The 12,203-nt window shown below is 75.4% G+C and carries 10 protein-coding genes; 1 reads left to right on the top strand and 9 read right to left on the bottom strand.

Annotation, left to right across the window (positions count from 1 at the left end):
* On the bottom strand, positions 1 to 234 hold a 234-nt coding region (locus GSY69_RS04500; protein WP_202410806.1), incomplete at its 3' end, for a DUF7059 domain-containing protein.
* A 116-nt stretch (positions 235 to 350) separates the two neighbouring features.
* Between GSY69_RS04500 and GSY69_RS04495 the strand changes: the two genes are divergently transcribed.
* Positions 351 to 2,984: a DEAD/DEAH box helicase gene (locus GSY69_RS04495; RefSeq protein WP_235936284.1), complete on the top strand. Its 2,634-nt coding sequence runs from the start codon at positions 351 to 353 to the stop codon at positions 2,982 to 2,984.
* Positions 2,985 to 3,019: 35 nt separating this feature from the next.
* Here the strand turns inward: GSY69_RS04495 and GSY69_RS04490 are convergent, their stop codons facing one another.
* The 8 genes from GSY69_RS04490 to GSY69_RS04455 form a co-directional block, all read right to left on the bottom strand.
* On the bottom strand, positions 3,020 to 3,412 hold the full coding sequence (locus GSY69_RS04490) for an Rv3654c family TadE-like protein (protein ID WP_160952680.1): 393 nt from the start codon (positions 3,410 to 3,412) through the stop codon (positions 3,020 to 3,022).
* A complete protein-coding gene (locus tag GSY69_RS04485; RefSeq protein ID WP_328698762.1) occupies positions 3,409 to 3,798 on the bottom strand; it encodes a TadE family type IV pilus minor pilin in 390 nt (129 codons plus the stop codon). Before GSY69_RS04485 ends, GSY69_RS04490 begins: the two co-directional genes overlap by 4 nt.
* Before the next feature lie 118 nt (positions 3,799 to 3,916).
* On the bottom strand, positions 3,917 to 4,219 hold the full coding sequence (locus GSY69_RS04480) for a DUF4244 domain-containing protein (RefSeq protein ID WP_160952678.1): 303 nt from the start codon (positions 4,217 to 4,219) through the stop codon (positions 3,917 to 3,919).
* 536 nt (positions 4,220 to 4,755) lie between these two features.
* Complete coding sequence (locus tag GSY69_RS04475; RefSeq protein ID WP_235936282.1) at positions 4,756 to 5,424, bottom strand: type II secretion system F family protein; 669 nt, start codon at positions 5,422 to 5,424, stop codon at positions 4,756 to 4,758.
* A gap of 37 nt (positions 5,425 to 5,461) precedes the next feature.
* The gene (locus GSY69_RS04470; RefSeq protein WP_160952677.1) at positions 5,462 to 6,145 is read right to left on the bottom strand and encodes a type II secretion system F family protein; all 684 of its coding nucleotides are present in this window, start codon (positions 6,143 to 6,145) and stop codon (positions 5,462 to 5,464) included.
* Entirely contained in the window at positions 6,142 to 7,416 is a 1,275-nt protein-coding gene (locus tag GSY69_RS04465; protein ID WP_407925004.1) for a TadA family conjugal transfer-associated ATPase, read from the bottom strand. The genes GSY69_RS04470 and GSY69_RS04465 overlap by 4 nt, the downstream gene beginning before the upstream one ends.
* The gene (gene ssd, locus GSY69_RS04460) at positions 7,413 to 8,426 is read right to left on the bottom strand and encodes a septum site-determining protein Ssd (protein ID WP_202410805.1); all 1,014 of its coding nucleotides are present in this window, start codon (positions 8,424 to 8,426) and stop codon (positions 7,413 to 7,415) included. Before ssd ends, GSY69_RS04465 begins: the two co-directional genes overlap by 4 nt.
* Before the next feature lie 216 nt (positions 8,427 to 8,642).
* The gene (locus tag GSY69_RS04455) at positions 8,643 to 11,978 is read right to left on the bottom strand and encodes a hypothetical protein (protein ID WP_160952676.1); all 3,336 of its coding nucleotides are present in this window, start codon (positions 11,976 to 11,978) and stop codon (positions 8,643 to 8,645) included.
* Between the last annotated feature and the right edge of the window lie 225 nt (positions 11,979 to 12,203).

Genomic DNA, 12,203 nt, shown 5'->3' with positions numbered 1-12,203 from the left:
AGCCGCCGCAGATGCACCGGCCGCGGCGGACCGAGCCGCCGGGGGTGCGCAGCGGCGCAGCGCCCAGCGGGCCGGGGCGGCGTCGTTGCGGGCCAGGGCCGCATCGGCGGCCTCGCCCCACAGCTCGCGCAGGCCGGATTCGGAGAAGCCGGCGTCCACGAGCGCCTCGCGCAGGGCGGTCAGGTGCTCGGGGGCCAGGCGGGGCAGGCCGGCGGGGATGTTCTGTGCGCTCACGGCACTCAGCCTACGGGTGACCGCCCACAGGCGCGGCGAGCCGGCGAGCCGGCTGTCTGCTCACAGCGCACTCGCGAGGCCGCCGCGCACCGGGCCCGGGTGGGACAATGGAGTCCATGTCCGATTCCGCGCTGTTCGACCTGCTCTCCGGCTACGGCCAGCGCGCCGATCGCATCACCCACGTCGAGGACATCCCCGGCCGGCCCGGGGAGCACGCACCGTGGCCCGCCTGGCTGAGCCCGGACGTCGTCGAGGCCCTGCGCGCCACCGGGGTCGACGCCCCGTGGGTGCACCAGGCCGCCGCGGCGGACGCGGCGCACACCGGCGAGGACGTCATCCTGTCCACCGGCACCGCCTCGGGGAAGTCGCTGGGCTTCCTGCTGCCCATCCTCCACGCGATCGCGACCACCCGCGAGGAGGTCCCGAGCAGGCAGGCCACCGCACTGTACCTCTCGCCCACGAAGGCGCTGGCCCATGACCAGTTCGGCAAGGTCCGCGCCCTGCCCCTGCGCGGACTGCGGCCGGGCAGCTACGACGGCGACACCTCGAAGGCGGACAAGGACTGGGGGCGCCAGCACGCGAACCTCGTCTTCACGAACCCGGACATGCTCCACCGCGGCATCCTGCCCGGCCATCCGCGGTTCTCCCGCTGGCTGAAGTCCCTGCGCTACATCGTCGTCGACGAGGCGCACCGCTACCGGGGCGTGTTCGGCTCGCACGTGGCGCTCATCGTGCGCCGACTGCTGCGCGTGGCCGAGCACTACGGGGCGCAGCCGGTCGTCATCGGGGCCTCGGCGACCATGGCCGATCCCGCCGCGGCGTTCGCGCGCTTCACCGGGCGGCCCGCGACCGCGATCACCCAGGACACCTCGCCGCGCGCCCCGGGCCGGTTCCTCCTGTGGGAGCCCCCGCCGCTGCCCGGTTCGGAGCCGGGCGCGCTCGCCGCGGTGGGCGCCCCGGGTGACACGAGCGGACCGGTCGACGGGCGGTCCAGTGCGGGCAGTGCGGATGCCGGCGCCGAGGCGGCGCGCGCCCTGCTGGCCGACGCGCAGGCCGATCCGTGGGCCGACAGTGCGCTGACCGCCCTGGGCGTCGCGCCCGATCCCTTCGGCGACTCGGCGCTGGTTGCGCCGGCCCCCGCAGGCGGCGGCGCGATGGGCGGTGGCGCGACAGGGGTCGGTGCTGCCGGGGGTGGTGCCGCAGGGCGCGAGGGCGGAGACGGCCCCGGACCACAGGGAGAGGCGGGAGCCGTTGCCGACGCCAACGGCCTGGCCCCGGCGCGCCGCTCCACGATCAGCGAGGCCGCGGACATTTTGGCCGACACCACCTGCGCGGGCTACCGCTCGATCGCGTTCATCGCCTCCCGCCGTGGCGCCGAGGCGCTGGCGGATGCCGTGCGCGACAACGTCGCGGAGGTCGAACCGGAGCTGAGGAAGTCGATCGCCGCCTACCGGGGCGGTTACCTGCCGGAGGAGCGGCGCCTGCTCGAGACCGGCCTGCGCAGCGGGAAACTGCGCACGGTCGCCTCGACGAACGCGCTGGAGCTCGGCATCGACATCGCCGGACTCGACTCGGTTGTCATGCTGGGCTGGCCGGGCACGCTGGCCTCGCTGTGGCAGCAGGCCGGCCGTGCCGGGCGCGCGGGCCGGCCGTGGATCGCGGTGCTCATCGCCCGCGACGATCCGCTGGACACCTTCGTCGTCCACCATCCCGAGTCCGTCTTCGGGGCGCCCGTGGACGCCGGGGTCATCGATCCCTCCAATCCTTACGTGCTGGGCGGCCACCTGTGCGCCGCCGCCGCCGAGGCGCCCCTCACCGAGGCCGATCTCACCCGGTTCGGCCCCACTGCCGCCTCCGTCGTCGAGTCGCTCACGGCCGCGAGGATGCTGCGCCGCCGCCCCCACGGCTGGTACTGGGCGAAGGGCGAATCGGCCGCCGCGCTCACGGGCATCCGCGGCGACGGCGAGGCGCAGGTGCGCATCGTCGAGCAGGCCACGGGCACGCTGCTCGGCACCATCGACGATGCCGGGGCGCACATGCAGATCCATCCGGGGGCGGTGTACCTGCACCAGGGGATCTCCTACGTCGTCAGCGAGCTCGACCTCGAGGCCCGGCTCGCGATGGTCGAGCGCAAGGCCGTCGACTACACGACCCAGGCGCGGGCGGTCACGGAGATCCGCATCGAGTCCACGGACACCTCGCGCGGCCTGCCCTCCGGTGGGCGGGTGCACACCGGCACCGTCGAGGTGACGGACCAGGTCGTGGCGTACGCGATGCGCCAGAAGGGCAGCGGGGTGCGCCTGGGCGAGTACCCGCTCGAGCTGCCCGCGCGCACGCTGCGCACCCAGGCGGTGTGGTGGACCGCGCCCGCGGACGTCCTCGAGGCCGCGGGTGTGGGGCGGGCCGATGTGCCCGGTGCCGTGCATGCTGCCGAGCACGCCTCGATCGGCCTGCTGCCCCTGTTCGCCGGCTGCGACCGCTGGGACATCGGCGGCGTGTCCACCGCGGTGCACGCCGACACCGGCGTCGCCACAGTCTTCGTCTACGACGGCCAGGCCGGCGGGGCGGGCTTCGCCGAGCGCGGCTATGCCGTCTTCGACGAGTGGCAGCGCGCCACCCTCGAGGCCATTGCCTCCTGCGGCTGCGCGGCGGGCTGCCCCGCGTGCGTGCAATCGCCCAAGTGCGGCAACGGCAACGAGCCGCTGGAGAAGGACGCGGCCCAGCGCCTGCTGCGCGCACTGCTGGCCTGAGCCGCGGGCGCAGGCGCCGCAGCGGGCCGCGTGGCTCACGGCGCCGGTTCCGGCCCGCCGGCCACGGCCGTGGCGCGTAGAGCGGGCAGCGGGGCCGGTGGCTTCGCCTCCACCACGACCTTGACGGTGCCCAGATCAGCGCGCGCGATGCACTCGCGCAGGGCGAGCCCACGGCGCTTGACCAGGTCGGCGGCGACCTCGCAGGGCTCACCGGGTGCGGTGGCGCGCACGGCGTCGGCGGCGGCGAGCGCGGCGAGGTCGGCCGTGCCATCGGCGCGGGCATGGACGAAGAAGGCGCGCCCGGCCACGCCCACCCCCAGCACCAACACGAGGGCCCCGACCATGAGCCCGACCCCCACCACGGTGGTCGAACCCCGCTCACCGCCACCCCGCCTCTGGCGGCACCGCAGCGGGCCGCCGGTGCTCATCCCGCCCCCTCGGTGCGCGCCTCGGCCCGGGCGCTGACCGTGCGCATGACGAAGCGGAGGGAAGCGGGCAAGCCGATCTCGACGCTGACGGCCGTGTACTCGCCGGCCGTCGAGATCTCGACCCGCGCCGCCGAGCCCGCGCGCTTGTGCGCCGCCTGCTCGACATCGCGGGCGGGTTCGCCCCGGGCCGCCTCACGCGCCCCCGCTCGGGCCGCATCATAGGCCCGCAGCTGCGTCAGCCCGATCGCTCCCGCTCCCACGACCACCAGGATGAGGACAACGAGTGCCGGCATCATCATGGCGAACTCCGCCGTGGCGGCGCCCCGCTCACAGCGCAGGCGCGTGCGGCCCCGGGCGCCGGGTTCGGCGGCAGGGAGCGCACACACCCGGCTGCGCCGCCACCGTGAGCGGCGGGCCGCGGGAGCGGGGGCCCTGCTCATCGCCGCGCACCGGTGCCCAGGGGGAGGGCGGCACCGGTGGGCGGGGCGCCGTCGTGGGCCGCCATCACTGCCCCATGCCGAGCGCCGTGGAGATCACCTTGGTGATGAGCTGGCGCACCGCGTCGGATTTGAGGATGACGACGAGCAGCGCGGCGAACCCGCAGGCCGCCAGCGTCGTGATCGCGTACTCCGCGGTTGTGGCACCGCGATCGCAGTGCCACCGCACGAGCTGCCCGCGCCTGGTCCGGCCGCTGCGAGCGCACACGAGTGCGCCCTGCCCGCAGTCTCCGTCCCCTGTGCCGGCTGCCGTGACCTGTGTACCGGGTGCACCAGGTGTGCCCGCGGTTTCTGCGGTGTTCGTATCCATTGCCTTCTCCTTCGTCGCTGCTACCGCCGCCCCGGCATCATTGCCGGAAGCGGAGGTCCGGAGACCGTCTCCGGGGGTGGTGCTGCGGTGCATTCCCGGGCCCGGGTGCGCCGGTGCCCTACCGGGTCACCGTGGGCCGGCCCCAGGCCGACCGTGGACTGACCGCGTTCCGGTTCTGTCCGGTCCCGTCCGTCGGGTCCGGTCCCGGTCCGGTCCCGGTCCCGGTCCGGTCCTGGTCCCGCCCGTCCGGTTCCGTCCGATCCGGTTCTGGTCCCGTCCGTCCCGTCCGGTCCCGGCCCATCCGTCCGGTCCCGTCCGTTCGGTCCGGTCCGGTTCCGAGTCGGTTGAGTTTCCGATCCGGCCGCACCCGCCGCCGCGGGAATGCCCCGAGCCTGCCGCGGCCGGAGGCACAGCGGGCGGTGCCGGCGGATCCTGTGGACCCTGTGGCCCCAATCCACAGACCCCGGTGCGCCGGTGACCGGCAGCGGTGACCTTCGCGCGGTGGCCCGCCCAGCGCGGGTGCGGTGACCGGGTGCTCATCGGAACAGGCCCGCCATGTCGGACACGAGGGTGAGCAGCACGGGCACCACGCCCAGGAGGATGAAGGCGGGCAGGATGCACACGCCCAGCGGGATGACGAGTTGCACGCCCAGCCGGGCCGCGGCGAGCTGGCGGCGCCGGTGCTCGGTGCGCCGCAGATCGGAGGCCAATCCGCGCAGCAGCGGCGCCAGCGAGACGCCTGTGGCCCGCGAGAAGCCGATGAGCGCGGCAACGGACTCGAGCGCCTCGGCGGTGGCCGAGGGGCCGTCCCGGCCGCGTTCGGCGCTGTCGGCGGGGTCCTCGCCGCCCAGCTCAAGCGCTCGGCCCAGCCTGCCCAGCCCGCTGCGATCGCCGCCCGCCTGCGCCGCGAGCTCGAGGGCACGCTCCGTGGGCAGTCCCGCCTGCAGGCAGATCGCGGCGAGGTCCAGGTCGAAGGCGAGCAGGTCGATGTCGCTTGCGCGCGCTCCGCGCGCCCGGTGCCCCCGCCGCGCGGGGCCCGGGGCCGCAGCGCCGGCGGACGACGGCCGTGAGCGCCCCAGCCGTGCGCCAGGCGAAGCGGGCTCGCCCGCTCTGCCCAGCAGGGTGCGCAGGCGGCCCGAGGGCTCGGCGACAAGCAGCCACACGGCAAGCCCGGCGAGCCCTCCCGCGATGATCGACACCAGCATGGCAGTCTCCTCCCACTCCCTGCGGCACGCAGCGGTGCTACTGCGCCCGGCGGAGCATGATGCGCATCCACGCCCTGCCCGCCAGCAGCAGCGCGGTGCCTCCCAACAGGGAGACGAGCCCCGGTGCGCTGCCGAGCAGGCGCACGGGGTTGGCCCCGATGAGCATGGCCAGCCCCAGCGAGAGCAGCGGCAGCCACGTGAGCACGCGCACGGTGGACGCGGGACCGGCGAGCGCAACGGCGCGCTCGCGCGCGGAATCGGCGCGCTCGCGGCAGGTCCCGGCATAACGGGCGAGCATGTCCGCGGCCGGCGCTCCGGCCGTCTCCGCGACGTGCCAGACGGCGGCCATGCCGTCGAGCACCTCGGCGGCCTCCGCATCCACGCCACCGAGGTGGCGCCGGATCGCGGTGTGGGGCGAATCTCCCAGCTCCAGGGAGCGCCCGCTGCGCGCCAGCGCCTCCGTGAGCCGCGCGTCGCCGGGCAGGGCCGCCAGGTGCTGCATGACGCCGGCCGGTGGGATCCCGGCCCGCAGGAGTTCGACGGAGCGGTCCACGGCTGCCACCGCCTCGAGGCCCGTGTCTGCGGCTCGGCGACGGATGCGCCTGCGATCCGGGGCCCGGTCCGCGCTCAGGGCGCGCAGGCGCCGCGCTGCCGGGGACCATGTGAGCGCCCACCAGCCCACACCCGCGAACAAGCCCGCCAGCAGGGCGAGGGCGCTCACGGCGTCCCCGCCCGAGTGCTCAGCAGCGCATCCAGCCGCGCGCGGTTCTCCGCACTGAAGCCGGCCTCCGCGCTCCACACCTGGGCGACACTGGGCCCGCTCGCAGAGACCGCGGGCAGGCAGACCTGGCACACCTCGCGGGTACCGGAGTGCCTGCGCACGTGGATGACCACGTCGATGGCCGTGGCCAGCTGCGAGTGGACGGCCGCCGGGGACATGCCGGCAAGAGCGCCGAGGGCCTCGAGGCGGGCGGGGACGGATTCCGCGGTGTTGGCGTGGACGGTGGCGCAGCCGCCCTCGTGTCCGGTGTTGAGGGCCGTGAGCATGTCGCGCACCTCGGCTCCGCGGCACTCGCCCACTACCAGCCGGTCGGGCCGCATGCGCAGCGCGTTGCGGACGAGGTCGGCCATGGACACCTCGCCGGCGCCCTCGATGTTGGTCTGGCGTGCGGCCAGCTGGACGACGTGGGGGTGGTCGACGCGCAGCTCACGGGAGTCCTCGACGATGAGCAGGCGCTGGGCGTCGTCGACCTCTGCCAGCAGCGCCCCCAGGAGGACGGTCTTGCCCGAGCCGGTGCCCCCGGAGATGAGGAAGTTCGCCCGGGCCCGGAGGACCCGCAGCAGCAGGTCCGCGACCGCCGGCGTGATGAAGCCCCCGGTGACAAGCTCCTCCATGCGGAAGCCGCGGGTGCGCGGCACGCGGAAGGACATGACCGTGTGCTCCCCGGACAGGGGCGGCAGCACCGCGTTGAGGCGCACCCCGTCAGGCAGGCGCACGTCGACGAGCGGCTGGGAATCGTCCAGCCGCCGCCCGCCCAGGGCCGCCAGGCGCACCGCGAGCGCGCGCACATCTGCCTCGGTGCCCAACGAGATGTCCACCGGCTCGATCCCCCGCCCCCGGTCGGTCCAGATCTCCCTGGGTCCGTTGACGAAGAGATCGGTGGCGCCCGGGGCGTCGAGCAGCGGCTGGAGGGGCCCGGCCCCGGCGAGCTGGGCGGAGATCCGCTTGACGAGCTCGAGGAGCGCGGCCGATCCCAGCACGCGACCGCTGCGCTGAAGGGCCGCCGCGACCGCGGAGGTCGTCACGGGGCCGGGGTTCTCCAGCAGGTGGCCGCGCACCTCGGCCACGAGGGCGGCGTCCAGCCACGGCCCACCGGCGGTGCCCGCGCCCGGTGCCCCCGCCGCCTGCGTCTCCGGGGACTGGCGCCCGACACTCTGCGGGCCGAGCCCCCTCTCCCCGAAGCGCCGCGTTCCCAGCCCCGCGGTGCTCACGGCCCCACCCGCTCGAGCAGCTCCTCGGCGAATCGGCCCACGTGCGTGCGCCCGCTCGGAATGCCCTCGCCGCGATCGACCTGCTCGGCGAGCGCCGCGTCGTCGCGCAGCATGCCCACCAGTTCGATGCCGATGGTCTGGGCGAGCAGTTCGGGGTCGAGGGCGGAGCGGCCGGTTTCGCGCACCACGAGGCCCAGCGACGAGTTCACGGCCTCGAGGCTGCGAGCCACGCGGGCGGCGGCCACGGCGGCGCGCACGCGCGCGGGGGTCACGAGGGCGACATGGTGGCAGGCCCTGGCGCGGGCGGCCGAGGCGTGCCGCGGCACGTCGACGACGACGAATTCGAAGGCCTGCTGGGCTGCGGCGAGGACGGCATCGAAGACCTCCTCGTCCAATTCCTCGCGCCCCTCGCGGTCCCACGAGAGGATCGCGAGGTCACCGGCCCGCGGCAGGGCATTGAGCAGCGTCGAGGGGCGCAGCCGCCCCCGGGAGGCGGCGAGCGCGGGCCAGCGCAGGCCCTGCGCGGATTCGCAGCCGAGCACCAGGTCGAGCCCGCCCCCCAGGGGATCGGCGTCGAGGAGCACCGTGGAGATCCCCTGAGCCGCGGCGTGGCGGGCCAGGGCGCACGCCAGGACGGAGGCGCCGGCGCCCCCGGAGCCTGCGACGACGCCGCACGTGCTGGCCGGAGTGCCCGGGGGCTCGACGGCCTGGATCATCCGCTGGGTCAGCCATTCCGCGCCGGCGGGCAGCACCGCCACCGTGTCGACGCCCAGCCGGGCGGCGTGCGCCCAGACCGCACCGGCATCATCGGCGGCGGCGATGAGGACGGTGGGCACGCCCACCGTCGTGGGTGCCTGTGCCACGTCCTCCCCCACGAGGACCAGCACGGCGTCCTGCCAGCCCCCGGCGCCCGGTTCGCGCACGTCGAGCGGCACGCCGATCCCCTCGGCCAGTGCCGCACAGTGCTCGGCGAGGCTGGCCAGCTGGGTGAGGACGACGATGCGCGACATGCGCCCACCCCACCACCGCCGGGGCGGCTCGCGACCGCCGCGCGGACTGCCTGTGGACGAAGCGCGGCAGGGCACGGGTGGTGTGACCTTCGCGGGCGTGCGCCTGTGACCCAGCGGCACCGACGCCGGCACCGGTGCGCGGCAGAACACGGCAGCGGCCCGGCACCCCGGTGCTGACCGGGGTGCCGGGCCGCTGCTCCGCGGGGCCGTGCGGGCTCAGCCTCGCTGGATGCCCTCGATGTTGAACAGGACTGCCTCCTGGCCGCCCGCGTCGCGCACCGTAAACGCGTTGCCGTGGTCGGCCAGGGCCAGGAACCACTCGCCGGTGGTGACCGTGAAGACCGGCTGTCCGGTCTGAGGGTCAACGGCCTGGCGGGACTCCGGCACGGCGAACCAGAACGCCTGCGAGGCGTCCAGGCGCGGAGCCTGCGGCTCGTCCGCGGGCCCGTTCTGGGCCTGCGGCGCGGACCGATCCTGCGCCCCCGGCCGTGAGTCCTGCTCTTCCGGCCGCGAACCCTGCTCCGCCGCCTGTGAATCCTGCGAGCCAAACGCCGGGAAGAGCTGCGTGGGCTCGTGCGGATCGGCCGTCTCCCGGTCCGCGGCGGCGTGGCGCCCGCGCATCGGGTTCTCCCCGGTCGCCTGTGCACCACCGGCGGCGGACTGCTGCCCCGGCTGCTGCGCACCCCCACCGTCCTGCGCCGGGCTCGGCGCGGAGTCGGACTGGCCCGCCCAGCCGGCGGCCCCACCGTCCGCCTGCTGCGAGGCGGAGCCGAACGCACCGCCCGCCGCCGGGAACGACTGCGTGGGCTCGTTCTGGGCGAAGCGGGGGGACTGCGCGCTGTGCCGGCCCAGGTACGTCTGCTCCTCGCTGGAGACCTGCTGCTCGTCCACCTCATCCTCGCGGAAGCCGAAGACGGAATCGCTGAGCGCCTGGGTGTCGTCCTGCCCGTCGTCCTGCGGACGCTCACCGGTCGGTCGGTCCGAGTCCTCGGCCGCAGCCGGCGCCGCCTGAGTCGCTTCGGGATCGTCTGACCCGTCCTGGATTGCCGGGGCGATCTGAGTCGCATCGGGGTCCTCGGCCGGGCCTGCGAACGCCGAGCCCACTGCGGCACCCGCGACACCGGCGCCGGCGGCGGCCCCGCCCACTGCCCACTCGGTGCGGGGCAGGGGCTCGCCAGCGGCATCGGCCTGCGCGGAGGCCGGATCGCCGAGGCCGTGACCGGCGCTGCCCTCGCCCGCGCGCTCGGGCTGGGCGAAGGGCTCGGGCGCGTCGTGCTGGGAGTCGGTGCGGGAGCCGTCGTCCTGGGCATCGGGGCCCAACTGACCGGAGCCCGAGGCGAACGGCGAGTCGCCCCGCGCCTCGTGGCGCTCGCCGGACTCCGAGCGGCCGGCTTCCCGGTGGGTGCCGTCCTGCCACGATGCGGCGCCGTTCGCATCATCACCGGAAGCGGCCGCGCCGTAGGCGTGGGAACCGGTGGATCCGGGCCCGGTGTTCTGCTGCTCGGGCTGGAAGCCAGGAGCCTCACCGGTCTGGAAACCGCGGGCCTCACCGGACCGATGGTCGGGGCCCTGGGGCGCACCGTGGCCCAGGTGCTGGTCCCGGTGGTGCTCAGCGCCCTGCGAGGCGGCGGGCGCGGACTGGGCGAACCCAGCATCGTGCGAGCGGTCCGCGCCGTAACCCGGCTCGGCTCCCGCCGTGGGCGAGGCGGTCTGAGCCGCGGGGGAAGCGGCGTGGGCCTCGGACTGACCGAAACCGGGCTGGGCCGCTCCGAATGCCGGTCCGCCCTGCTGCGGGCCCGACGGTCCGGAACCCGCATGGCCAACGGCCCCGCGGGGCCCCTGGCCGGCCGCGGTGCCGGTCCTGGCGACCGGGGCCGCCTTCGGGTGGGCGGGCACGGATGCGCGGTCTGCGAACTCGGCGCCGAGGAACGGGATCATGGTGAATACGCCGGCGAAGGCCGCGAGCAGCGCGCCCACGAGCGCGAAATAGCCGCCCACGTGGACCTGCGGCGCCGTGGTCGCGAAGATTACGACGTTCGCGACCGCTGCGACGACGGCCAGCGCGGAGATGAGCTGATCGGGTCCGAACGAGCCGATGCGCTGCGGGAAGCTCGCCACCGTCTTGTTGAGCACGGTGAGGACCGCCGCGGCGAGCACGGGCAGCATGCCGAGCACGAGCCACAGCATGTAGAGCGCCCCGTAGTGCCAGACCCACAGGCTCACGGAGGCGGTGGCCTCGGGATCGCCCAGCGTGAGTGTCGGCACCGAGATGCGCTGCACGGGCGTCGCCATCGCGACGATGGCGAAGACGCCCGCCAGAATGAGCAGCAGGTCGCGCACGGTCAGCGGGCCGAGGATACCCCGCCTGCCCTTGCCCGGGGCGGGGTGGCCGAGCGCCTGGGACCGCGCCTGCGGCCCCGCGTGCGGCCCGGGTCCGTCGAAGCCGGGGCCCGCGGACCCGGCGCCGGGCTGGGCGGCCGGGACCCCGGTGGGCGCCGAGCCGGAGGACGAGGGCGCCGAGCCATAGCCGGCAGGAGCCGAACCATAGCCGGCAGGAGCCGAGCCGTAGGCGGCGGGCGCCGAGCCGACCGCGCTCGGCGCGGAACCGGAGTGACCCGGCCCGGCGCCGAACTGCGCCGCGGAGCCGAACTGCCCGGGTGCGGAACCCATGGGCGCGGCATCGGCGCGGGGCGCCTCGGGCCCTCCTGCGCCGCCGTCACGATGGGGTGCGGGCCCGCCGTGTTCCCACGCCTGCTGAGAGGACTGCGCGCCACCGACCTGAGCCGCCGAATCGAACTGCCCTGCCTGTCCGACCTGCTCGGCCTGGCCGAATCCGCCGAACTGAGCGTCCGGACCGTGTTGATCGTGCTGGCCCGGCTGCTGGAACTGCTCACTCGGGCTGTTCTGACCCGCGAGCCGGCCGGACGAACCCGGCTGGTCGCCAATGCCCCGGTCTGTGCCTCCACCAAAGCTCTGGGCCGGCGCGAACCCGTCACCCTGTGCGAAGCCGCCGGGCTGGGCGCCCTGCGCGAAGCCGCCCGGCCGGGGCGCCTCATCCTGGTGGCCGAAGTCGTGCTGGCCGAAATCGGCCCGGTGCTCGCCTCGGGCGTCCTGGGCCCCGTCTGCGCTCGGCTGTCCGTGGCGGCCGTAGGAGGGCTGTCCGGCAGTCGCGCCGCCCTCGAAGCCCGACTGCCCGCCGAAGCCGTCCTGAGCTGCCGCCGCACCCCACGGGGAGGACTCACCGCGCGGGGCATCCCGGCCATCGGGCCCCTGACCATAGGGCTGCTGTCCGGCGGGCCCCTGACCATAGGCCTGTTGCCCACGCGCTTCGTGCCCGTAGGCCTGCTGGCCCTGCGCTTCACCGTGGGCCGGCTGGCCGGACGCCGGCTGCCCGTAGGCCTGCTGGCCCTGCGATCCCTGGCCGTAGGGTTCCGCGGCGAACGGCTCCTGGCCGGCACCGCCGTGCGGGCCGAACGGCCCGCCCTGCTCGGCCTGCGGACCCGAGTGCCCGCCCTGAGGATGTGGATTGCGTCCGGGATCCGGCGTGCTCATCGGCTCAGTCTCCTTCGCTTCGCCGAGCGCCTGGGAAGGCCCCGGCAGTGGTCGGGTGCATGGCCCGGAGCGCGCGGCTGCGGGCGACGTTCCCCGCCATCATCTCATCTCCTGAGCCGGGCGCGCTTACAGAGTGGAAAGTTTCGGTATAGGGTCGCTGACAGCGGGGCTGGCGACCCTGAGTGCGCCTGCCCCGGTGAGTTTCCCACCAACGATGCCGGGAGG

Source organism: Brevibacterium rongguiense, from assembly GCF_009857845.1.
In the GTDB taxonomy this organism is placed as follows: domain Bacteria; phylum Actinomycetota; class Actinomycetes; order Actinomycetales; family Brevibacteriaceae; genus Brevibacterium; species Brevibacterium rongguiense.
This window is presented reverse-complemented; position numbering and strand designations above follow the sequence as displayed.